Consider the following 23,382-nt stretch of genomic DNA (forward strand, 5'->3'; position numbering starts at 1 on the left):
CGTGCTGTTTTATTTTATAATGCAAATTTATTAATATGCAGCTATTAGACTGGATTATTCTTTCGGCTACTCTTTTGTTTATTGTCGCCTATGGCGCTATAAAAACCAAAGGGAGTAAGAATGTTAACGAATACATATTAGGAAATAATGAAACGCCATGGTGGACTGTAGGTTTATCTGTTATGGCAACTCAGGCAAGTGCCATTACCTTCCTTTCTACTCCCGGACAGGCTTATCATGATGGTATGGGGTTTGTTCAATTTTACTTCGGACTACCATTAGCTATGGTGGTTATCTGCATAACTTTTATTCCTATTTATCATAAACTTAAGGTATATACAGCCTACGAGTATCTTGAACAGCGATTTGATGTAAAAACCAGATCATTGGCAGCACTTATCTTTTTAGTTCAGCGAGGTTTGGGAACTGGTTTTACCATTTATGCTCCAGCAATTATACTTTCATCTTTATTAGGCTGGAACCTGAATCTGATGAATGTTGTCATTGGTGTTATGATTATTATTTACACTATGTCAGGGGGAACCAAGGCCGTAAATGTTACGCATAAGCAACAAATGTTTGTGATTTTTACAGGAATGATAATAGCTTTCTTTATCATTTTAGATCTGCTTCCTGAAGAACTAGATTTTAACAATGCACTACATATTGCAGGAGCAAATGAAAAGCTAAATATTCTTGATTTTTCATTCGATCCGGAGAAAAGATATACCATTTGGAGTGGGATAGCCGGAGGTTTCTTTCTTGCACTGGCTTATTTTGGAACAGATCAGTCGCAGGTACAGCGTTATTTGTCGGGGAAATCAGTTCGTGAAAGCCAAATGGGACTTATTATGAATGGTTTCTTAAAAGTGCCGATGCAGTTTTTTATATTACTTATCGGAGTAATGGTATTTGTGTTTTTTCAGTTCCATTCTGCACCATTACATTTTAATCCAAACAATACAAAGCTAATTGAGAATTCAGCTTACAAGTCTAAATATAATAACCTTGAGAAACAACTTGATGCTGTGGCTGGTGAGAAAAAAGAAATAAGCATGCTTTATGTCGATCAATTAAGTAAAGATTTTGATAATAAAGAGCTGCATAACAAAATGATAGCCCTGAATAGCAGGGAAAAAGATTTAAGGGATCAGGCCAAAGAACTAATCCATCAGATTGATAAAAAAGCTGAAACTAATGACAAAGATTACGTCTTTCTTTATTTCATACTTAATTTTTTACCTAAGGGACTAATAGGCTTATTGCTTGCTGTTATAATATCTGCTGCGATGTCATCTTCAGCTTCAGGATTAAACGCCCTTGCCTCTACCACAACAATAGATATTTACAAACGCCATGTTAAAGGCGACAAAACCGATAAACATTTTGTAAACTCAACCAGATTATTTACACTAATTTGGGGTGTTATAGCTATTCTGTTTGCATGTATGGGTTCTCTTTTTGATAATCTTATACAGATGGTGAATATCATCGGTTCGATATTTTACGGTACTGTACTTGGAATTTTCCTTGTAGCCTTCTACATTAAATTCATTAAAGCAGAAGCTATTTTTTGGAGTGCTGTTGTAACCCAAACTATTGTATTGATAATTTATAAGCTGGATATACTTAGCTATTTATGGCTTAATGTAATTGGAGCTTCATTAACAATAGTTATAGCATTGTTACTACAATTGCTAATAGGGACAAAAAATGATCCTGAAAGTTCCTACATAGAATAGTACAATCTACTTATAAATAAAATGGCTGCCAGAATTGGCAGCCATTTTATTTATAATGTTTGGTTTATTTTTTACTCCATTCCTGAATAGAGTCCTTGTTCATTTTTACGTAATCAAGGTTTTTGGCTTTTTCAGCACCGGCAAGTGATAATTGTGCAGTTTCTATTGCTCCTTTTTTATCACCCATTTTTGCCTGGATAAGAGATTTTTGTCTTAAGATGTAATAAGGTGCATCCTGACCTCCCGATTTTGCTATAGATTGATTAATCCAGTTTAAAGCTTTTGTCTGATCGCCATTTGACTGATAGTAGTACTGCGCTGCAGCAAAATAATCATTTGCAGAAGGTCCTGACATTGCTGCATCTATACTTTTCATAGCAATAGCCTTAGTAGGTACTTCAAACTTAACAGCTACCATAGTTTTTTCCCATGCAATTTCCAGGAATCCATAATCTGTATCAAGATTGTTAACGCCGATAGTAAGTGTTTCTACGTTTCTGCTTAAAAATTCAGGTTTTACAGATGTTCTTAAAGCTTCTTTCGAATCATCATATTTTTCAGGAAGTCCCCAGTTATTGGTGTCATCATAGAAAACCACATCCCATGCATCTGCTTTTGGTTGTGTGTATAATGCATAACTACCTGCTTTAAGTGTTTTACCTCCAATAACCACATCATTGCTAAATGTAATTATTGTATTAGCATTTGCACCTGTTCTCCACATTCTTCCGAATGGCACAAGTTCTCCGTAAACAGATCTGCCTTTAGCGCTTGGGCGAGAATACTCAATCTTAACATCTGTTAATCCTACTTTCTGCTCAATAACAGCTTTTGGACTCAATTGAGGTGTCGTTATTTGAGCCGAGCCGTTTGCCATAAATGCCAGCACAAAAGCCGCGGTAATGAATATTTTTTTCATAAAATTTGTTGTGATTTTGTTACATTGTTATCTATGCGAAATTAATAATTCTACGGTGTATGATTGTTAAAAAATATTAAAAATAAGAGTCTATATTTGTTATAATCTCATTCTCCTTCTTACCTTTATATCTTAGTCACCAAATCTATGCTATATACTTTTAAAAGAACGCAAAAACTTAGCGCTTCCTTAGAGGAAGTATGGGAATTTATTTCTTCTCCCAAAAACCTTGCCGTAATTACACCCCCTTCAATGGGATTTAAAACTTTATCCGGAGATGATAGGCAAATGTTTAGCGGTCAGGTAATTCATTATACAGTAACTCCTCTTTTTGGAATGAGTGTGGAATGGGTAACTGAAATAACTCATCTTCAAAACAAGGAATATTTTGTTGATGAACAACGCTTCGGACCATATAAATTTTGGCATCATAAACACTTTTTAAAAGAAATTCCCGGAGGTGTTATCATGGAGGATATAATCCATTATAAATTACCATTTGGTTTTATAGGTAGAATCGTGCACCCGTTTTTAGTAGAACCTAAACTTAAAGCAATTTTTGACTACCGAAAAACTAAGCTTAAAGAACTTTTTGGAGAAATAGAATAATATATTTTAAATGAACATATTTTGGTTCAGGCGTGATTTACGCCTCAATGACAACGTAGGTCTTTATAAAGCTTTAAGCTCTGATAAAGAAACTCTTCCTGTTTTTATATTTGATAAAAATATACTGAATGATTTACCGCCTGATGATGCCAGAGTAATGTTTATTCATAAACTCCTGGAAACTATCAATAATGAATTAAAGGAACATAATAAATCGCTGGCTGTTTTTTTTGATGAACCAAAAGCAGTATTCAAAAAACTAATAAATGAAAACCCAATAAGTGCAGTATATACAAATCAGGATTATGAGCCTTATGCATTAAAAAGGGATAATGAGATTAATCAATTATTATCTGATAACAATGTTGAATTTAAACTATTCAAAGACAGTGTGATTTTTGAAAAGAATGAAGTAGTAAAGGATGATGGTACTCCGTATGTTGTTTATACGCCATACATGAAAAAATGGAAAGAAAAATTTAAAAATGAAAACATTGAAAAATCATCTTCGATAGAACATATCTCAAATATTTTCGAACACTCCTACCCTTTTTTAAGCCTTGACGATATTGGATTTAAAAAGAGTGATATTCAACCTCCTTCTTTTGATATTTCAGATTCATTAATTTCAGATTATCAGGAAACGCGTGATTTTCCATCTTTAGATGGCACGTCCCATCTTAGTGCTTATTTGCGTTTTGGTTCTGTAAGTACGCGTGAAATAGTAAGTGTTGCTTACCAAAATAAAAAAGAAACATTTCTTAATGAACTTATCTGGAGAGAGTTTTTCATGCAGATATTATGGCATTTTCCAAATACGGTCACAAAAAGCTTCAGACCAAAATATGATGATATTAAATGGCGAAATAATGAAGTTGAATTTAAAGCATGGTGCGAAGGGAAAACCGGTTACCCTATGGTTGATGCCGGAATGCGTGAATTGAACACTACAGGATTAATGCATAATCGTGTTCGGATGATTACGGCTAGTTTTTTATGCAAGCATTTGCTTATAGACTGGCGCTGGGGTGAGGCTTATTTTGCAGAAAAGCTTCTGGATTATGAACAATCAAGTAATGTTGGTAACTGGCAATGGGCTGCAGGAAGTGGTGTGGATGCTGCACCCTATTTCAGGATATTCAATCCTACAGAACAAACTAAAAAATTTGATAAAAGCCTGAAATATATTCGTAAATGGGTACCGGAGTTTGAATCGCTTGATTATCTACCAATAGTTGATCATAAAATGGCAAGAGAAAGAGCCTTGAAAATTTATAAAGAAGCTGTACAATAATATTGGTTTGTATATATTTACGTACAACTAAATATTAACTAAACTTCTATTAAAATTTAATGAAATCTCCTGTATATATATTAGGTACCGGACTTTCGCATAATGGGTCTGCAGTTTTACTAAAAGATGGACGTATATGTGTAGGTATTGAAAAGGAACGTCTTAGTCGTAAAAAACATGATGGCGGCAACGATTCTCTTGCAATTCAGTATTGTCTTGACACTGAGGGTATCACGCTTGACGATGTAACTCTTGTTGTTCAATGTGCTAATTTTGAGATCCCTAAAAGGAACTACTATAACGGTAAACGAATATTTTCCGAAAGTAATTTACCTGAAGTAATAAATATATCTCATCATCTTGCTCATGCTTACAGTGCTGTTGGAACGTGCCCTTTTGATGAATGTAATGTTATGGTGATAGATGGATGTGGTAGTCCCTTGGATCAATTTTTAGAAATTCATCCTGAACAGAAAGACTTTATAGAAAAAGCTTTTCTAAATCAGACAGAAATGGTCTGTGAAAAAGATAGTTTTTATCACTTTAATGGTAAAAAATTAATCCCTTTAGTGAAAGATTTCAGTAAAATGTCTGATTTAAAAAATAATACATTTTCTTTACCCACTACAGAACATTCTATTGGAGGGTTTTATGCAGCAATAAGTAACTATGTTTTTGGGGATATGGATGATGTGGGAAAACTGATGGGACTTGCTCCCTATGGTAATCCCGGAGTTTTTAAATCAGAAGCATTTGAATTTGTTGACAATTCTTTATTTGTAAAAGATAACTGGAAACAAGAATTTACTAACCCATCTAAAGGCTATGAATATTTTAAACAAAACTTTGAGTACTATGCTAACGTAGCGTATTGGGCTCAGGAACAAGTTGAAAAAGCCATTTTAGAATGTATTGGGAATCGAATAGGTAAATTCTACCATAAAAATTTATGTTATTCTGGAGGTGTTGCGTTAAACGCAGTCGCTAACGCCCTTCTTGAAGATAGTAGGATATCTGAAAATTTATATTTAGAACCGGCAGCTGCTGACAATGGACTTGCATTGGGTTGTGCTTTTTATGGCTGGATTGAGTATTTAGGAATGACTAAAGTAACTCATGATGGAAGCACCTGTTTTGGGAAGAAATATACAGATAAGGACATCAGTGAAGCAATAACGAATAATCAAACTGAAAATACCAGCAATCAAATTTTTTCTAACGAAACTGATTTGTTGGAATATTGTGCCAAAAAACTTGTTGATGGTAAAACAATTGGTTGGTTTCAGTCAGGATGTGAATTTGGTCCTCGCTCATTAGGAAGAAGAAGTATTCTTGCCCATCCGGGCATTGAAGGTATGAAAGATCATATTAATCTAAATATAAAATTCAGAGAAGATTTCCGTCCTTTTGCTCCAGCCGTTTTAAAAAATAAGGTTGGTGAATATTTTATAAACGGAAGGAATAGCCCTTACATGATTTTGGTTGATAAAACGCGACCTGAATTTATTTCTAAACTTTGTAATGTAACCCACAGAAATGGTTCTGCAAGGGTTCAGACTGTTGAAAAAGATTGGAATCTTTTATTTAATAGACTTCTCGAAGAGTTTTATAAGCAAAGCGGAATAGCAGTAGTCCTCAACACAAGCCTGAATAAAAAAGGAATGCCCATTGTTGAAACCCCCCAAGAAGCTATCGATTTATTTAAAATAACGGCTTTAGACATATTGGTTATGGAGAACTATGTTCTAGAAAAACGAACGTCTTAATTTTCCATTTCTTTTATTATAGCATTAGCCGCAGGTGTATTCATTTTCAATAGTTCGGCTATTATAAGTTCTTTTTCCTCTGGGCTTGATACTTTTTGTGGTTTAACGAATCGTTCGCTTTCAGCTTCTTTATAAAACATTGTATCGGTCCATTCGTTTCTTATACCATCAATTACAAGATGTATGCGGCTTTCAGTACCATAGTTTGCAACAGAATGTGTAAAATTAGCATCAATATACCAGCATTCCCCTTCGTTCATTATCAATCGATTACCATCAAGAATGAATTCTACTCCGGCATTGGTAATTACAGGGATGTGAAGCCTGAAAGAGCCATCTTCATAACCAAGACAATGATCTGTATGAGGTTTTATTATTGCACCTGGGTCAAGTTGCATTAAGCGAACAGCTGTTTTTTCAAAAAGAAAACTATTCAGGATTTCGTTAAAGTAAGCACAGGACTGTAATACTTCTGTCGGTAATAAAGGTTCATTACTAGTTAAGGCATTAATGGCGTCGTAATTTCCATTTTTAGAAAGTAGTGCTATCGAAGCCCATTTGCCGTTATAATCACTCTTATTATAATGATCTACCCAGTCAAAGTTAACTACTTTTCTAAAATCATCCTTTAGTTTTTTAGTATCGAAAGAGAAAGGAAACTTTATAGAACGCACTAATTTATCCATAATACTATCTTTATCTTGTTATGATTAAAGATAGTATTTTGGATTAATATTTTAACAATTATAAAGTTTTTTTAATGCTATCAGCACTTAATTGGGCGAAGTCGGTAATTACCATATCAGCAAGTGAAGTATCCTGACCCATTGTATGGCCACTATTATAGCCAATACAAAAAATTCCGGCTGCTTTGGCTGCTTTGATGCCGTTGGTACTGTCTTCAATAACAATACATTCTTCCTTAGGAAATCCCGACTTATGAACGGCTTCTATGAAAATTGCAGGATTTGGTTTCGATTCTTCAAAGTCTTCGCCACTTATTGCATGGTCGAAATATTGATGTAATCCAAAGCGTGTAAAAACCTTTTCAATTTTTCTGTTAGAAGCTGAAGATGCAAGGATCAACCTGATTCCATTTTCATAAAGGTCAACAATCAGGTCTTTTACACCCGGGAGCATTTCAAGATCTTCTGCCGTGTCAAAAGCATTAAAGTAATGTCTGTATTTTTCGTTAAGCAATTCTTCATGACTAAGCGAAATTGAATACAAATCCTTTAGTTTTTGCACAATCATTTTGTCAGAGTTGCCAATAAAAGTTCCATAAACATCATCGGAAACTCTAATATTTAATGATTTATATAATTCCTGATTAGCGCGATATCCAATAGGCTCGGTGTTTACCACTACCCCATCCATATCAAAGATTACTGCTTTTACCATTATTTAAGTGCTTTTACTTTTTCAGCATTAAGATCATTAAAATGATTTATAACCATATCTGCTTCTGCAAGTTCCTGTAAGTGTGAGTTCTCGCTCATGTAGCCAACACAATATATACCTGCACCTTTAGCTGCTTTGATACCGTTAGTACTGTCTTCAATAACGATACATTCTTCTTTAGGAGCAATCGAAAGTGAAGCTGCATGTTCAAAAATAGCAGGATGCGGTTTTGATTTAGGGAAATCTTCACCACTTACAATATGAGTGAAATATTTATGCAGGTCAAAACGGTTGAAAACACGTTCAATAGTAACTTTAGACGCTGATGAAGCAAGGATAAGCTGAATTCCGTTTGAATGAAGATCCACTATAAGCTCTCTTACACCGGGAAGTAAATCCAGGTCTTCTTTTTCATCAAAAGCATCATTGAAAAGTGAGCGTTTTTTTTGTACCAAATCCTCAACTTCGTCAAGAATATCGAAAGTTTCCTTTAGGCGTTGGTAAACATTCTTAGTCGAGTTACCTGTAAATGAAGCATACATTTCCTGAGTAACATCAATATTAAGATGTTTAAAATGTTGATGGTAAGCATAATGATGAACAGGTTCAGTATCAACTATAACGCCGTCCATATCAAAAATTACTGTCTTAATCATAAATATATTATAAAGCGCAAAAGTACAACATCAAAATTAAAAAGTCACAATCAATCCTATAACCTGATGTTAATTTAATAGCTTTACCATTTTTAAAAGCCCTATATTTAGTGCTTTGTTAAACCTTTGTGATTAAAATGGAATATCGTTAATAATTAAACCTTTTATTCTATTTTTAGTCTTACTTAAAAACAATTCTAAACTTGCAGGACGAGAAGGCCTTTATAGCTTTATTGCTAGATCCAAAAACGCAGGAATCAGCGTTTAGGCAACTTGTATCCCAATACAGCAGGCCTCTGTATAGCCACATAAGAAATATAGTTATCGATCATGACGATACAGATGATGTCCTGCAGAATACTTTTATTAAAGTATTTCAGAATTTAAAAAACTTTAAAGGAGAAAGTAAACTTTTTTCCTGGGTTTACCGCATTGCAACTAATGAAGCCATAACCTTTATTAGCTCCAAAGCAAAAAAAAGTAACATTACTAATGAGGAGGTTCAGCAAAAAGTATTAAAAAATTTAGAGGCAGACGAATATTTTGAAGGTGATGCAATGCAATTAAAACTTCAGCAAGCTATAGCGTCACTTCCGGAAAAGCAACAACTGGTTTTTAAAATGAAATATTTTGAAGACCTGAAATATGATGAAATATCCGAGATATTAGGCACTTCCGTGGGAGCCTTGAAGGCTTCATACCATCATGCAGTAAAAAAAATTGAAGATTTTATTAATAGCAATTAAACTTTTTTAATTTAATTCAGTCTAAGAAGTATGAACGATTTTAAATTAGATAATAGGGATACAATTAAATCAGGTTTTAAAACCCCTGATGGATATTTCGAAAATCTTTCCGAAAGGATAATGATGAATATCCCTGTTGAAGAGGTCAAAGTAATTCCTTTGTACAGAAGAAAACCGGTATGGGTTACTTCTGCAGCGGCAGCTCTAGTCTTATCTTTTTCTTTAATACTCACAAAGCACGAGTCGAAAGCACCTTCTTTGTCATCTGTATCAATTTCTGAAGATTATATTTTAAATCAATCAGGGATTGAAGCATCTGATATTTTAGCTAATCTTAGTACTGATGATATTAAAGAATTAAATGAGCAGGCTGTTGAAAATATCAGTGATGAGCTGATAGAAGAAAATATTGACTTTGAATACCTATCTAATCAAACAAATTAAAACTATGAAAGTAACGAAAATATTATCAATCCTAGTTTTACTTACACTCCTTTCTTTTGGACAGGCCGATAAGAGAGATCAGATAAAGCAGTTAAAATCTGCAAGGATTGCTGCAGCCCTTAATCTTACGGCTGCTGAATCTCAAAAATTCTGGCCTTTGTACCTGAATAGTGAAGAAAGAGAATATGAAATAAGGCATAATAAAATACGTCCTATAAACAATAAGTTAGAAGAAAAGGGTGGTATTGATGCTCTTTCTCAAAAAGAAGCTCTTACTAACCTAATACTTCTTGAGACAGCGGAAGAAGAAATATTTAATCTTCACAAAAAATTGATTAATGATTTAAAACCTGTTATAGGTCCAAAAAAGATATTAAAATTAAGAAAAGCGGAAGACGATTTCAACAAGCTTCTTCTTAGTAAATACAAAGGCAAAAAAGATTAAAGTAGTTTATGAAAGTTAATTGGCGTAATCGGGATGATTATCCAATTAGTTAGTTTATGTTTAGTTTAAGTTTGGGAAAGGGAAGTTACAGCTTCTCTTTCTCTTTTTATATAACCTCATAACCTACAATTTTCAGCCTTTTCAAAGAAACCTTCTCAACCGTCAATCCGCCTGTAATTTCGATTATAATTAAATTTATTTAAATGATAATCGGATAATTTTATTTTTACCTGCTGCTAAAGCAGTTTTTTTATCTTTAAATCGTATGGTGTGCAGTGTTGTATCGTCTGCGATTTTTTTCCAGTTTTCTCCCCTGTCAAAGGAATAGTAAATGCCTGAAGGGCCTACTGTGATTAATTCATTTCCGTCACTATCGGGTAAATACTGAACACATGATGCGTACCCGAAACCTTTGTTTTCTCCGATAAGTCTCCATGTTTTACCTCCATCTTCAGTAATTATCTTATTCGCGTTGTTTTTATTAGGTTGTTCATAATCACCGCCTACAGCAAAACCTATTTTATCATTATAAAAATCAACAGAAAAAAGACCGGTCATCTCACTACCCTGAACTATTGGTGTACCAAACACGTTCCAGTTATTTCCTTTATCATCAGAAAAGAAAATCCTCGACTTTTTTCCTCCTGATGCTATCCAGGTTTTATTTCCTTTTAAAATCAGGTTTGTATTGCTGGCAGCAAAAGCGGCCTCACCTTCAGTTGTTCCTGGTATTGTACCGCAATTCTTTTTTATCCAGGTGTTACCTCCATCATTAGTCATAATTATAGAAAGACATCCATCTGTTGGATCGCCAATAGCCATCCCTTCGCTATCATTTCTAAATTGCATACTGTCATAGAACACCTTCTCACCCATTTCTGTGTAAACAAGTTTTACCTGCTTACCATTTTTAGATATTTTATAAAGTAATGCAGGAGAGCCGGCATTTATTATAAATATATCAGATTTTGTTTGGGCAATGGCTCGGAATTCGGGAAGTATAGAGTCCTGAACTGCTACACCATTAAAATTAGTGCCGCCACTAAGTGACACCCATCCATATTTTCCATTACTACCGGCATACCAAAGTTTATCGTTATCGGGAGTAATTGCCCTTATGCTAATTTCTTCATTTAAAAGTGTATCAATAGTAACAGCTGTAAAAGAAGCTTTGAAATCTTTGTTTTCTTCCTTTTTGCAAGAGAAAAAAGAAGCTGTCACTAAAAAAAATAACACTTTCTTCATCAGATAAATTTGGTTTGCTAATATACTAAAAAAACAACATACTTATCTAAGGTTAAGTGAATTTTATATACAAATAACTTATATTTTGTGAAAAAGTCGTAAAAAAAGCTTTTGAATACAATAAAAGGAGCCATCAAGAGCTCCTTTTAAAACATGTAATTCGTCGAAAAAAAATGCTGTTAAGCCTGCTTATGTCTTCCGTCAAACATGTAAATCCATAGCATTCTTGATAACCTGAAATTAAAAGCTCCTAAAAGAAATGATATAATCCCAATTGCGATTACAATATTTACGTAACTCAAACCAAAAATGAAACGTGATATTATAAACACCCCTACCATCTCTGCTATTGTTAGAGCATAGCTTACATACATTGAACCAAAAAAGTACCCTGGTTCGCGTTCAAATTTATGCCCGCACTCACTGCAGTGTTCATTCATTTTGGGGATTTGAAAAAGTAAAGGATTTCCCTTTTTTGAAAACACATGTCCTACACCACATTTAGGACATTTTTCGCTCATTATATCTGTTAACTGTGACATACTTTTTTTATTACAAATTTAGTCATGACAGAGTTTTGAATAAATAGTATATCTACTCAATAATTTGTACTTTTAGGACATTCTATAGTATTATGAAAAAAGTAAGCATATTAAATATACAGCAGTTCCATCTTGATGACGCTACCGAGGAATTTCATACTAACACCCTAAAAGATCATTTGGTTACCCGACATAAGGATATTCATTTACCACATAAACATGATTTTTATGTAACTGTTTTGTTTACTAAAGGAGCAGGCATTCATGAAGTCGATTTCACGTGTTATGAGGTAAAGCCAGGGGCTCTGTTCTTTCTAAATCCGGGACAGACTCATCACTGGGAATTGTCGGATGATACCGATGGGTATATTTTCCTTCATACACAAAGCTTCTACGATTTGCACTACACTAACAATAGTATAAGTTCTTTTCCTTTTTACTATAGTATATATAGTAATCCATGTATCTATCTGAACAATGTAAAGCTTAAAACACTATTGCCTTTTTTTGAAATGCTGCTGAAAGAATATCTTGCCAACGCCTTTTTGGCTAAAGAAATGCTTATTAGCTATATAGATATTATTTACTCTTTATCGACTCGTACTTATATTCTCAGTAATCCCGGAGTGATAAATAATAAGGATAAATATTATAGTAAATTCAGGGCTTTTGAGGAGCTTGTAGAAAAAGAATTCAGAAATATTAAGTTACCTTCAGCCTATGCAGATATATTGAGTATAACATCTAAACATCTTAACAGGATATCACAGGAAGTGGTTGGCAAGACGGCTTCGGATGTAATAATGGAACGTGTAATACTGGAAGCTAAAAAGGAAATAATACTTCAAAAACAAGGTTTTGCTGATATTGCCTATTCTTTAGGTTATGATGATTATGCTTATTTTTCCAGAATTTTCACAAAGAAAACAGGTACTACCCCATCGGCTTTTCTGAAAAGGTATTAAGCCTTGTCAACAGCTTAGGCAATCTCCTTAAAAATTGATACCTTTGCAGCTTCAATTTACAAAAATGAGATTACACAGAAATTTAGTTTTTACGGTTATCGATTCACTGGGCTTTATCTTTAACGATGGCGAATATGCTGATAAAGTTGTGGCCCGTGCGCTAAAAAAAGATAAACGTTGGGGCAGCGCCGACAGAAAGTTCGTTGCCGAAACTATATATGAGATCGTGAGATGGAAAAGACTTTACATGGAAATTGCTGAAGTAAAGGATCCGTTAGATCGTGATAAATTATGGAGGATTTTTGCCGTTTGGGCGGTACTAAGAGGTATCACCCTGCCGGACTGGAAATATTTCGAGGAAACTCCTGTGCGTCGTATCAAAGGCCGTTATGATGAGCTTTCTAAGATAAGGAAATTCAGGGAGTCTATTCCTGACTGGATGGACGAACTTGGTGTAAAAGAACTTGGCGAAAAGAAATGGGAAACTGAGCTTGCAGCACAAAATGAACAGGCTAAAGTAATACTTCGGGTAAACACACTTAAAACTACCAGAGAGAAGCTTAGAGCTATCCTGATGGATTTAAACATTGATACTATAATTGAAAAGGATTATCCTGATGCACTTATCCTTAAAGAAAGAGCAAATGTATTCCTTACCGATGCTTTTAAAGAAGGATTGTTTGAAGTTCAGGATGCATCGTCGCAGCTTGTAGCCCGTTTTCTTGAAGTAGAACCTGGTATGCGTGTAGTTGACACCTGTGCCGGTGCAGGAGGTAAAACATTACACATGGCTTCGTTAATGCAGAATAAAGGTCAGCTTATTGCAATGGATCTTTACGAAAGTAAACTGAAGCAACTTAAGCTTCGCGCAAAAAGAAATAGTGCCTTCAATATTGAATACCGTATTATTGACAGCACAAAGGTTATTAAGAAACTTCATGAAAAAGCTGACCGTGTACTTATCGATGCCCCATGTAGCGGATTAGGAGTACTTAAGCGTAACCCTGACAGTAAATGGAAACTTCAGCCTGAGTTTGTAGACAATATCAGAAAAGTACAGGCAGAAGTGCTTGAAAGCTATTCTAAAATTGTAAAACCGGGAGGGAAAATGGTATACGCTACATGTTCGGTACTACCTTCAGAAAATCAGGAACAGGTTGAAAAATTCCTTAAAACTGAAATCGGAAAAGAATTTACCTTTATAAAAGACCAGAAAGTATTAGCATCAGAAAGCGGATTTGACGGTTTTTATATGGCACTGCTTGAAAGAAAGAATAAATAATATCTAACCTCCCAATCGGGAGGTTTTTTATTTTCTAACTTTGGGTATGGAAAATACGATAAAACCAGTCAGTTTTTTTGATAGCATTGCACCTTTTGTAAAGCTTAACCCTATAAGCAGGCAAATAGTATTGTCTAATATGACCAAGCTTTCGCTGCCAAAAGGCCATGTACTGGTTCCTTTTAATGGAATATGCAAAAGTGTATATTATCTTGAAAAAGGCCTGACCCGAACCTTTTACCTAAAAGACAGCAAAGAAGTTACTGAAAGATTCTGTGCTGAGAATTCATTTACCTGTTCCATGGCAGCATACCTGACTAATACACCTGATGGAAGACAGATTGAATTGTTAGAGCCTTCAATCATCTGGACTATGCCTTACGAAACACTGGAAAAACTTTATGACGAGCACCACGAGATAGAACGCCTCGGCAGGTATATCATCACAAAAGATGTTGTTGAGCTTCAAAACCGGCTTAGTAATCTGCAATTTAAATCAGCTGAAGAGCGCTATAATTCTCTTTTAGAAACCACCCCTTCCCTATTTCAGCGTGTACCGCTTGGAATTATTTCTTCTTACCTGGGTATTACCCAGGAAACTTTAAGCAGAATCCGGGCCAAAGTGACTTTTTGATATTTGTCAAAGGAAAAGATTAGGCAACAATCCAAATTTGTGGTATTAAAAACAACTGCAAATGGAACCAAAAACGTTTTACAAAATTCGCTTTACCGACTGTGATTCTTTCAAACACCTACATAATTCGGGCTATATAGATTATATGCTCAATGCTCGTGAAGATCATCTCAAAGATTTTCATGATATAAGTATGACAATGCTTTATGAAAAAGGCTGTGGCTGGATGGTCAATAAACATGAGATAGTATACCTTGCTCCTGCCCTGTATAATGAAAACGTTTGTATTAAGTCCTTACTTTTAAAACTTTCTGACGATACTTTACTTGTAGAAATGTCTATGTGGAACGAGCAGGAAACACAACTTAAAGCATTATTATGGACAAAATTCATTCATATAAATATGCAGACAGGTAAGCGTGATAAACATCCCGATTGGTTTATTCAGCTTGCTAAACCCATTGAAAACACAACATTGCAGGAAGTCAATTCGCTTAACGAAAAGCTTGCGATGCTTATAAGGAGATAGTGTTAGTCTCCTCTATTTTAAATCGTGACTCCCGGGAAATCGGAAGTTTTATTTATAATAATTTCCTTTTGCATTATTATTGTCCTCCAATGAAAGAATTGAAGTTTATACTTGTCGATAATTAATCGACTAATATAACATCTTCAAACCTCTTTGTTATTTCCATTTTATTAAATAAACAATTTTATTGCTACATCGTTGTAGTTTTGACAATTTATATACCTTTACAGGCTGCAAATAAACTATCTTTACAAGAATTGCTATAAACTGCTATGAACGAATGTATTTCCGTTTTTGATATGCTCAAAATTGGTGTGGGACCATCCAGTTCTCATACCCTTGGACCTTGGCGTGGTGCCGAACGCTTTTTGAAAGAACTTCGCGAAGAAGGTATTTTTGATTCGGTAAACCGTGTTAAGGTTGACCTTTATGGTTCTTTGTCCCTTACAGGGAAAGGCCACGCAACTGACCTTGCTGTTATGCTTGGCCTTAGCGGTGCTGATCCTGAATATGTGCCTATTGATAGTATTTCATCTATCATAGATACGATAAGTGTATCATACCAGCTTAATCTGGGTGGGGAAAGAACAATTCCTTTCTTTATAAATACAGATATCGTTTTCAATAAAAACTTCCTACCTTTCCATGCTAATGGTTTTATGTTTACTGCATATACCGAAGATGGACAGGAATATGAATCTACCTTCTATTCTATTGGCGGTGGTTTTGTGGTTAAGGAAGAACGTACAAACGCAAAAGAAAACGCTATTATAAAATGTGCCTTCCCTTTCCCTATTGATAAGGCTGATGAACTTTTGGCTTATACCAGGACTGAAAACAAAAGTATTTCAGAAATTGTGTATGAGAATGAAAAATCCATACGTACTGAAGAAGAGATTCATCATGAATTGATGCGTGTGTGGAATACCATGCTTGAGTGTATGTATACAGGATGCCACACTGGCGGTATATTGCCGGGTGGATTGAATGTACGCCGCAGGGCTTTTGATATGCACCAAAACCTTATTGGCGAACTGCCATACAACTCGCCGCAGGAATGGTTACAGGTAATTCGTAAAACGGAGGTTAAATTCCGCCAGATATTAAAATGGGTAAGCTGTTTTGCACTTGCGGTAAACGAAGTAAACGCTGCACTTGGTCGTGTTGTAACGGCTCCTACAAATGGTAGTTCTGGTGTAATACCGGCTGTGTTGATGTATTATATGGTAATTGAAAACCATGATGCAGACGAAAGCCACATCAAACAATTCCTTATGGTAGCAGGAGAAGTTGGAAGTATCTTTAAAAAAGGAGCTACTATTTCTGCTGCAATGGGAGGATGCCAGGCAGAAATTGGCGTATCATCTGCAATGGCTGCAGCAGCACTTTGTGAAGTTATGGGAGGTACTCCAGAACAGTGTCTTATGGCTGCTGAAATAGCCATGGAGCATCATTTAGGTATGACGTGCGATCCTATTGGCGGACTGGTACAGATACCATGTATTGAGCGTAACACTATGGGTGCAATTAAAGCCATAAATGCTGCCGAGCTTGCCCTTGAAACCGATCCTAAAAATGCTAAAGTACCATTGGATAAGGTTGTAAATACTATGTGGCAAACGGCCCAGGATATGAATAATAAATACAAAGAAACATCAGAAGGTGGTCTTGCTGTAACTGTCAACAATGCAGATTGTTAACTTTTATTATTTAAAGTATAAAAATAGCCGCATAATAGCGGCTATTTTTATTTTCTCCTTGTATCAATTATATAAATGATCTTCCATGTTTCACCATCTTTAAAGAGCTGAAATGAATTCACGCCTTTATGACTTAGTTTTCCATTTATATAAAATTCATAGGGTGTCCAAACATGAGCCATCGCTCCGTCAACTTGTATTTTATAATCCAGCAGCCTCTCCTCTATTTTCATTGTTTTCGGTATTGAAGCAATCGATTTATAAAACTCATCTATGGGTTCGTTGTGAAGTTTTATCATTCCATTTTTCTCTGAAACAGACTGAAGGATTAAATCCTTACATACTGATTTAATTTTTAGTGTATCAGCGGTATGCAGTCCTTCAAAAAAAGCAGCTATGCTTTTCTTAATTTCAGCTTCCTGAGCAACAGTTATTTGAACACAAAACAGCAACAGGATAACAATTATTTTCTTCATGATTCAAATGATTTTATTATTAGTAGCACGAATCTCATTTTGTTACAATAGGCTAATAAAATTAGAAGTTTCGGGGTATTGTTGGTTCAATTCATTAATTTTACATTTCTAAAAACAAAAACTATGTCTGTTGCTAAAAAAGATTATAAAAGAATCACTACAAGATCACTGATTGAAATGAAGGCTAATGGAGAGAAAATCTCTATGCTTACTGCTTATGACTTCACTATGGCCCGCATTGTTGATGCTGCCGGTGTTGATGTTATTCTTGTGGGTGATTCAGCATCAAACGTGATGGCCGGCCATGAAACAACATTGCCAATTACTCTGGATCAGATGATTTATCATGCCTCTTCAGTTGTGCGTGCAGCAAACAGAGCGCTTGTAGTAGTAGATCTACCCTTTGGAAGCTATCAGTCAGATCCTAAAGAAGCATTAAGATCATCTATTCGTATAATGAAAGAAAGCGGAGGACATGCTGTAAAACTTGAAGGCGGGAGTGAAATTAAAGATTCTATTAAAAAAATACTTAACGCTGGTATCCCTGTAATGGGACACCTGGGACTTACTCCTCAATCTATCTATAAATTCGGAACATATACTGTTCGTGCTAAAGAAGATGCAGAAGCTGAAAAACTGATTGAGGATGCTAAAATGCTGGAACGAATTGGATGTTTTGCTGTTGTTCTTGAAAAAATACCTGCACAATTAGCTCAGAAAGTAGCGGAAAGTATTTCTATACCTGTTATTGGTATTGGTGCCGGAGGAGGTGTTGATGGCCAGGTATTGGTTATTCATGATATGCTTGGAATGAATAATGAATTTAGCCCTCGTTTCCTTAGAAGATATATGAACCTTTATGAGGATATGACCAAAGCTATATCTCAATATTCAGACGACGTAAAATCGAAAGATTTCCCTAATGCGAATGAATCGTATTAATAATGAAAATCGTTTCAGATAAAACCAACCTTCAGGTTCTTTATGAAGACAACCACATTATTGTGGTTAATAAACGTGTGGGTGATATTGTACAGGGAGATAAAACCGGTGACAAGCCGCTTAGTGAGGTGGTAAAAGAATATATTAAGGACAAGTATAACAAACCAGGAGAGGTGTTTTTAGGTGTTGTACACCGATTGGACAGGCCTACTACCGGTATTGTTTTGTTTGCCCGTACTTCAAAGGCTTTGACACGCTTAAATGAATTATTCAAAAACCGTGAAACCAAGAAGACCTATTGGGCGGTAGTTAAAAACAAGCCATCCCAAAGATCGGCTACACTGGTTCACTACCTTAAGCGTAACGAAAAGTCCAATACTTCTAAAGCTCACACTAAAGAAGTACCTGATAGCAAACAGGCCAGTTTAGATTATACTATAATAAAAGAGCTAAATAATTATACAGCTCTGGAAATTAATCTGCATACAGGAAGGCACCATCAGATACGTTCACAACTGTCAGCTATTGGCTCTCCTATCAAAGGAGATCTAAAATATGGTTTTGACAGAAGTAACCCAGATGGAGGGATACATCTTCACGCCCGGAAATTGAAATTTATCCATCCTGTTTCTAAAGAAAACATTGAAATAACAGCTCCGGTCCCCGATGATGTTATCTGGAAAGCAATTTAAAGTTATCATTTCAACGATAATTAATATATGAATAAAATACCCAAATCTGGGTATTTTTTTTTGGTTAATATTTTTTAATATTTGTATGCATTTTAACACTATGCCACAACGAGAACAAATTTTTAACTTTTGTTATGTAGCCATTTTAAAGATATAATACAAACAAATAATCAATCACCCTCTATGAAAAGACCATTACTATTTATTTTTACTCTCTTAAGTACAGGACTTTATGCCCAGGAACATTTTTCGGGTATTAATACTTCCAGAAGGACTGGTATTATTAACGCAGTGGTCAATCCGGCTGAACTGACTAATCTAAAAAATGATCATGAGGTTAACGTATTGAATTTAAGCGTCAATGTTTCTAATAATAAGGTTAAAATGAGTGATCTCTTCGATAGCGATACTGATTTTGAAGAATTAATTTTTTCAGGCAGTGAGCCTGTAAATATGAGTACCGATGTCGAAATACTTGGGCCTGCTTATGCATTTAAACACGAAAAATGGGCTTTTGCGGTCACTACTGCTGCTAAAATAAAAGCTAATATTATTGATGTTAGCCCGGAATTAGGTCGAGCATTAACAACCGACCCTACTATTACCGACGCTGTAGATATTATCAATACAAACTATAACCAACGTGTTTCCGGTACTGCATGGGGAGAAATTGGTTTTTCTGTAGCAAGGGATATTTACGAAACTGAAGAACACAAAATTTCCGGAGGTGTAACTTTTAAACTGTTATTCCCTGGATCGTATGCAAATATGTCTGCTGATCAATTTAAAGGTAGAGTTACAATCGGTACTGATGTAGTTAATCATCCTGAAAATGTTGGTGATATGGTATTAAAAGATGGTGAAGCAAACCTAAACTTTGCTTATTCCGGTTCATTAGCAAATGGTTTTAATGATATGAGTAATTTTACTGATTTCTTTGCAGGAGGCCTGAATGGTTTTGCTGCAGATCTGGGTTTCAATTACCGTTGGAAAGATGTTAACTCTGATGATAATGGCTATAAACTTAATGCAGGTGTATCGGTTAGAAACCTTGGTAAAATGACATTTAAAGATGATAATAATGTTTCAAACAATTATACATTAGCAATGCAACCTGGTGATGAGTTAAACCTTAGCCAGTTTGAAGATGTAGAAACCATTGAAGAAGTTGAAGATCTTTTACTTCAAAGCGGTTTAGTTACTCTTGATGAAACAAACAGGGATTTCAAAGTAAAATTACCATCAGTATTATCAGTATACGGAGATGTAAAAGTTTACAACCAATGGTATGTTACTGGTTTCCTTCAGCAAAAGCTGAATAAAGCGAATAATAATGCTCAGATTGCGGTCCAGAATGTTTTTACAGTAACCCCGAGATATTCTACAGAAAAATTTGAAGCATATGTTCCATTCTCAACTAATGAGATATCTGGTTTCACAACAGGTGTAGGATTCCGCGTAGGTGGATTTTATATGGGATCAGGTTCAGCAATTACTGCTTTAATAAGTGATTCAAAACAAGTTGATGCTTATCTTGGATTCCGTTTCGGATTCTAAAATTGAATAATTTTATTTTAAAGCCGTATCCCAAACAGATACGGCTTTTTATTTTACTAATTCTTTGTAAAAGAATATTATGAATGAAATTTATTAAGTAACTTCATTAAATAAAATCATCGTTATATGAAATGGTCAGGAAGAAGACAAAGTGATAATATGGAAGACCGCCGTGGTATTTCCGGAGGTAAATTAGTTGCCGGTGGTGGTGTAATTGGTGTTATTATATTGCTGATCAACATGTTTATGGGTGGCGATAATTCAGCTATACTGAATGATATAAACAACCAGATACAGCAACAAAATGCAGCTTCCGGTGAACCCGTAGAGCTTAGTGCCCATGACAAGGAAATGGGAGAATTTGTTGCTACTGTGTTGGCAGATACTGAAGATGTTTGGGGTAAAATTTTTGCTGAAAACGGCATGACTTACGAAGAACCAAAACTTGTACTTTTCCGTGATGCTGTTCAGACCGCCTGTGGAGGAGCATCTTCCGCCTCAGGTCCGTTTTATTGTCCTTCAGATCGTAAGGTATATATGGACTTAGCATTTTTTGATGAATTACAAAGTCGTTTTGGTGCTAAAGGTGGAGATTTTGCTATTGCATACGTTATTGCGCATGAAATTGGTCACCACGTTCAGACGCTATTGGGAACGTCTTCTAAAATGAGACAGCTTCAGACAGAAACTGATGAAGCCGGTGCTAACAAACTATCAGTAAAACTAGAACTGCAAGCTGATTTTTATGCAGGTATATGGGCGCATTATGACCAAAAAATGCATGATATCCTTGAAGAAGGTGATATAGAAGAAGCTTTAAGTGCTGCAAACGCCGTAGGTGATGATGCGATTCAGAAACGTATGCAGGGGCATGTAGTCCCCGACTCTTTTACGCATGGTAGTTCGGAACAAAGAATGTATTGGTTTAAAAAAGGATTTGAAACCGGAGATATAAATCAGGGAGAATTTTCAACTATAAAATAAAAAAGAACAATATTAATTGTTCTTTTTTGCATTCATTATCTGCCACTGGTCATTTAAGTACTTTACCTTATTTACTTCTTTAGTAATAGATTCCAGTTCATCTTCGTAATCGGGATCTTCCATTCCTGCAGCATCAAGGTCGGCTGCTCTTTCCAGTAAATTTTCCATCACCGGCTTTAATTTCTCCTGAACTATATTGGGCATCCCATTAAAAAGTTCTTCTAATTGCTGTTTTATCATAATCACTTCGGGTTTTTATTATTAACCTAACCATCCATCTCTGTCAAGGCTTCTGTATTGTATGGCTTCGGCTATATGATGTTGTTGTACATTTTCAGAGGCTTCCAGATCGGCAATAGTACGCGATACTTTTAAAATCCTGTCATAGGCCCTTGCAGAAAGATTAAGCCTTTCCATAGCGGTCTTAAGAAGTTGTAGTGAAGTTTCATCCAGTTCGCAGTATTCACGTATCTGCTTTGTGTTCATTTGCGCATTATAGTGTACATTCTCAAGATGCGCAAAACGCATTGTCTGTAACTCTCTTGCCTTTGTTACACGCTGACGAATTTCTATGCTGCTTTCAGCTTTTTGTTTATCTGACAGTTTTTCAAAAGGTACAGGTGTCACTTCAATATGAATATCAATCCTGTCTAACAAAGGGCCTGATATTTTACTTAAATAGCGCTGCATTTCATGAGGTGAAGAACTAACAGGTGCATCCGGATCATTAAAATATCCTCCCGGACTTGGGTTCATACTTGCAACAAGCATGAATGAAGAAGGATAAGTTATGGTGAACTTAGCCCTTGAAATGGTTACCTCCCTGTCTTCGAGCGGCTGACGCATAACTTCAAGTACTTCACGCTTGAATTCTGGAAGCTCATCAAGAAATAATACACCATTATGGGCCATAGATATTTCACCGGGTTGGGGATAACTCCCCCCTCCTACCAATGCTACATTTGAAATCGTATGGTGTGGACTTCTAAATGGGCGTTGATTCATTAGTCCGCCTTCCTTGACCTTTCCTGCAACACTATGTATCTTAGTTGTTTCCAGAGCTTCTTTCAAGGTCATTGGAGGTAAAATGCTTGGCAATCTTTTAGCCAGCATTGTTTTTCCTGCTCCCGGTGGTCCTATAAGTATAATATTATGGCCACCTGCAGCAGCAATTTCCATGCAACGCTTTATTGACTCCTGTCCTTTTACATCGCTAAAGTCAAATTCAGGAAAATCAAGCGTTTTATAGAATTCCTCACGCGTATCAAAAACAGTAGGTTTCAAATCGCCTCTTCCTTCAAGGAAATCAATAACCTCAAGAACATTTTCTATTCCGTATACATCAAGTCCATCAACAATTGCCGCTTCTTTTACGTTTTGTTTTGGCAAAAAGAAACCTTTGAAGCCTTCTTCTCTTGCTTTTATTGCAATTGGCAGTGCTCCTTTTATAGGCTGAAGGCTACCATCAAGGGACAATTCGCCCATAATAACATATTTATCCACTTCATCAGAAACGATCTGTCCTGAAGCGGCAAGTATACCTACAGCAAGCGTTAAATCATAAGCAGAACCTTCTTTACGCAAATCGGCCGGAGCCATATTTATTGTAATTTTCTTTCCAGGTAACTGGTATCCGTTATTTTTAAGTGCAGCAGCTATTCGGTAACTACTTTCTTTAATAGCACTGTCAGGAAGGCCTACAAGGTGATACCCTACTCCTTTGTCAATATTGACTTCAATAGTAATAGTGGTAGCTTCTACACCAAAAACGGCACTACCAAAGACTTTTATCAGCATATAATTTATTTTGAA

At 35.5% G+C, this 23,382-nt stretch carries 25 protein-coding genes; 16 read left to right on the top strand and 9 right to left on the bottom strand.

Annotated features, from left to right (window positions below; all coding sequences use genetic code 11):
• Positions 1-35: 35 nt before the first annotated feature.
• Positions 36-1,742 carry a sodium:solute symporter gene (locus DEU42_RS02260; RefSeq protein ID WP_114756660.1) on the top strand — a complete coding sequence of 569 codons (1,707 nt, stop codon included), beginning with the start codon at positions 36-38 and terminating at the stop codon, positions 1,740-1,742.
• A 64-nt stretch (positions 1,743-1,806) separates the two neighbouring features.
• Here the strand turns inward: DEU42_RS02260 and DEU42_RS02265 are convergent, their stop codons facing one another.
• On the bottom strand, positions 1,807-2,661 hold the full coding sequence (locus DEU42_RS02265; RefSeq protein ID WP_114756661.1) for a DUF2911 domain-containing protein: 855 nt from the start codon (positions 2,659-2,661) through the stop codon (positions 1,807-1,809).
• A 147-nt stretch (positions 2,662-2,808) separates the two neighbouring features.
• Between DEU42_RS02265 and DEU42_RS02270 the strand changes: the two genes are divergently transcribed.
• The 3 genes from DEU42_RS02270 to DEU42_RS02280 are packed head-to-tail and all read left to right on the top strand — an operon-like array spanning position 2,809 to position 6,330.
• Positions 2,809-3,270 carry an SRPBCC family protein gene (locus DEU42_RS02270; RefSeq protein WP_114756662.1) on the top strand — a complete coding sequence of 154 codons (462 nt, stop codon included), beginning with the start codon at positions 2,809-2,811 and terminating at the stop codon, positions 3,268-3,270.
• 10 nt (positions 3,271-3,280) lie between these two features.
• Positions 3,281-4,564, top strand: coding sequence for a cryptochrome/photolyase family protein (locus DEU42_RS02275; protein WP_114756663.1), 1,284 nt, complete (start codon positions 3,281-3,283; stop codon positions 4,562-4,564).
• A gap of 59 nt (positions 4,565-4,623) precedes the next feature.
• Positions 4,624-6,330 (top strand): carbamoyltransferase C-terminal domain-containing protein, encoded by a 1,707-nt coding sequence (locus DEU42_RS02280; RefSeq protein WP_114756664.1) that lies wholly within the window; start codon positions 4,624-4,626, stop codon positions 6,328-6,330.
• Here DEU42_RS02280 and DEU42_RS02285 read toward each other — a convergent pair.
• From DEU42_RS02285 to DEU42_RS02295, 3 genes are read right to left on the bottom strand one after another with little or no spacing between them, the layout of a single operon-like run.
• Positions 6,327-7,016, bottom strand: a complete 690-nt coding sequence (locus DEU42_RS02285; protein ID WP_114756665.1) for an aspartyl/asparaginyl beta-hydroxylase domain-containing protein — start codon at positions 7,014-7,016, stop codon at positions 6,327-6,329. The genes DEU42_RS02280 and DEU42_RS02285 overlap by 4 nt on opposite strands.
• 58 nt (positions 7,017-7,074) lie before the next feature.
• On the bottom strand, positions 7,075-7,731 hold the full coding sequence (locus tag DEU42_RS02290) for an HAD family hydrolase (protein ID WP_114756666.1): 657 nt from the start codon (positions 7,729-7,731) through the stop codon (positions 7,075-7,077).
• Positions 7,731-8,387 (bottom strand): HAD family hydrolase, encoded by a 657-nt coding sequence (locus DEU42_RS02295; RefSeq protein WP_114756667.1) that lies wholly within the window; start codon positions 8,385-8,387, stop codon positions 7,731-7,733. The genes DEU42_RS02290 and DEU42_RS02295 overlap by 1 nt, the downstream gene beginning before the upstream one ends.
• 203 nt (positions 8,388-8,590) lie before the next feature.
• Between DEU42_RS02295 and DEU42_RS02300 the strand changes: the two genes are divergently transcribed.
• From DEU42_RS02300 to DEU42_RS02310, 3 genes are read left to right on the top strand one after another with little or no spacing between them, the layout of a single operon-like run.
• Positions 8,591-9,133 carry an RNA polymerase sigma factor gene (locus DEU42_RS02300; protein ID WP_114756668.1) on the top strand — a complete coding sequence of 181 codons (543 nt, stop codon included), beginning with the start codon at positions 8,591-8,593 and terminating at the stop codon, positions 9,131-9,133.
• A 30-nt stretch (positions 9,134-9,163) separates the two neighbouring features.
• Complete coding sequence (locus tag DEU42_RS02305) at positions 9,164-9,577, top strand: hypothetical protein (RefSeq protein ID WP_114756669.1); 414 nt, start codon at positions 9,164-9,166, stop codon at positions 9,575-9,577.
• A 4-nt stretch (positions 9,578-9,581) separates the two neighbouring features.
• Positions 9,582-10,022 (top strand): sensor of ECF-type sigma factor, encoded by a 441-nt coding sequence (locus DEU42_RS02310; RefSeq protein ID WP_114756670.1) that lies wholly within the window; start codon positions 9,582-9,584, stop codon positions 10,020-10,022.
• Between the two features lie 195 nt (positions 10,023-10,217).
• Here DEU42_RS02310 and DEU42_RS02315 read toward each other — a convergent pair whose 3' ends face one another.
• Both DEU42_RS02315 and DEU42_RS02320 read right to left on the bottom strand, forming a co-directional pair.
• Positions 10,218-11,267: a WD40/YVTN/BNR-like repeat-containing protein gene (locus DEU42_RS02315; protein ID WP_114756671.1), complete on the bottom strand. Its 1,050-nt coding sequence runs from the start codon at positions 11,265-11,267 to the stop codon at positions 10,218-10,220.
• Between the two features lie 179 nt (positions 11,268-11,446).
• Entirely contained in the window at positions 11,447-11,809 is a 363-nt protein-coding gene (locus DEU42_RS02320; protein WP_114756672.1) for a DUF983 domain-containing protein, read from the bottom strand.
• 92 nt (positions 11,810-11,901) lie between these two features.
• Here DEU42_RS02320 and DEU42_RS02325 point away from each other — a divergent pair, with 92 nt between their 5' ends.
• The 5 genes from DEU42_RS02325 to DEU42_RS02345 all read left to right on the top strand — a co-directional run bounded on the left by DEU42_RS02325 (position 11,902) and on the right by DEU42_RS02345 (position 16,919).
• Positions 11,902-12,774 carry an AraC family transcriptional regulator gene (locus DEU42_RS02325; RefSeq protein WP_114756673.1) on the top strand — a complete coding sequence of 291 codons (873 nt, stop codon included), beginning with the start codon at positions 11,902-11,904 and terminating at the stop codon, positions 12,772-12,774.
• A gap of 64 nt (positions 12,775-12,838) precedes the next feature.
• On the top strand, positions 12,839-14,056 hold the full coding sequence (locus DEU42_RS02330) for an RsmB/NOP family class I SAM-dependent RNA methyltransferase (protein ID WP_114756674.1): 1,218 nt from the start codon (positions 12,839-12,841) through the stop codon (positions 14,054-14,056).
• A 46-nt stretch (positions 14,057-14,102) separates the two neighbouring features.
• A complete protein-coding gene (locus DEU42_RS02335; protein WP_114756675.1) occupies positions 14,103-14,690 on the top strand; it encodes a Crp/Fnr family transcriptional regulator in 588 nt (195 codons plus the stop codon).
• Between the two features lie 61 nt (positions 14,691-14,751).
• Positions 14,752-15,219, top strand: coding sequence for an acyl-CoA thioesterase (locus DEU42_RS02340; RefSeq protein WP_114756676.1), 468 nt, complete (start codon positions 14,752-14,754; stop codon positions 15,217-15,219).
• Between the two features lie 272 nt (positions 15,220-15,491).
• Positions 15,492-16,919 carry an L-serine ammonia-lyase gene (locus DEU42_RS02345; RefSeq protein ID WP_114756677.1) on the top strand — a complete coding sequence of 476 codons (1,428 nt, stop codon included), beginning with the start codon at positions 15,492-15,494 and terminating at the stop codon, positions 16,917-16,919.
• A 47-nt stretch (positions 16,920-16,966) separates the two neighbouring features.
• On the opposite strand, the gene DEU42_RS02350 is transcribed toward DEU42_RS02345, so the two are convergent.
• Positions 16,967-17,395 carry a nuclear transport factor 2 family protein gene (locus DEU42_RS02350; RefSeq protein WP_114756678.1) on the bottom strand — a complete coding sequence of 143 codons (429 nt, stop codon included), beginning with the start codon at positions 17,393-17,395 and terminating at the stop codon, positions 16,967-16,969.
• A gap of 123 nt (positions 17,396-17,518) precedes the next feature.
• Between DEU42_RS02350 and panB the strand changes: the two genes are divergently transcribed.
• The 4 genes from panB (at position 17,519) to DEU42_RS02370 (ending at position 21,570) form a co-directional block, all read left to right on the top strand.
• Positions 17,519-18,337 carry a 3-methyl-2-oxobutanoate hydroxymethyltransferase gene (panB, locus tag DEU42_RS02355; RefSeq protein WP_114756679.1) on the top strand — a complete coding sequence of 273 codons (819 nt, stop codon included), beginning with the start codon at positions 17,519-17,521 and terminating at the stop codon, positions 18,335-18,337.
• Between the two features lie 2 nt (positions 18,338-18,339).
• Positions 18,340-19,029 (top strand): RluA family pseudouridine synthase, encoded by a 690-nt coding sequence (locus tag DEU42_RS02360; RefSeq protein ID WP_114756680.1) that lies wholly within the window; start codon positions 18,340-18,342, stop codon positions 19,027-19,029.
• 183 nt (positions 19,030-19,212) lie between these two features.
• Positions 19,213-20,586 (top strand): DUF5723 family protein, encoded by a 1,374-nt coding sequence (locus DEU42_RS02365; RefSeq protein ID WP_114756681.1) that lies wholly within the window; start codon positions 19,213-19,215, stop codon positions 20,584-20,586.
• Positions 20,587-20,712: 126 nt separating this feature from the next.
• Positions 20,713-21,570 (top strand): neutral zinc metallopeptidase, encoded by an 858-nt coding sequence (locus DEU42_RS02370; RefSeq protein WP_114756682.1) that lies wholly within the window; start codon positions 20,713-20,715, stop codon positions 21,568-21,570.
• Positions 21,571-21,582: 12 nt separating this feature from the next.
• Here the strand turns inward: DEU42_RS02370 and DEU42_RS02375 are convergent, their stop codons facing one another.
• The gene (locus DEU42_RS02375; protein ID WP_114756683.1) at positions 21,583-21,810 is read right to left on the bottom strand and encodes a hypothetical protein; all 228 of its coding nucleotides are present in this window, start codon (positions 21,808-21,810) and stop codon (positions 21,583-21,585) included.
• Between the two features lie 21 nt (positions 21,811-21,831).
• On the bottom strand, positions 21,832-23,367 hold the full coding sequence (locus DEU42_RS02380) for a YifB family Mg chelatase-like AAA ATPase (protein WP_114756684.1): 1,536 nt from the start codon (positions 23,365-23,367) through the stop codon (positions 21,832-21,834).
• Positions 23,368-23,382 lie beyond the last annotated feature (15 nt).

Origin of the sequence: Flavobacterium sp. AG291 (assembly GCF_003350375.1) — a bacterium.
Taxonomy (GTDB): Bacteria; Bacteroidota; Bacteroidia; order Flavobacteriales; family Flavobacteriaceae; genus Flavobacterium; species Flavobacterium suzhouense.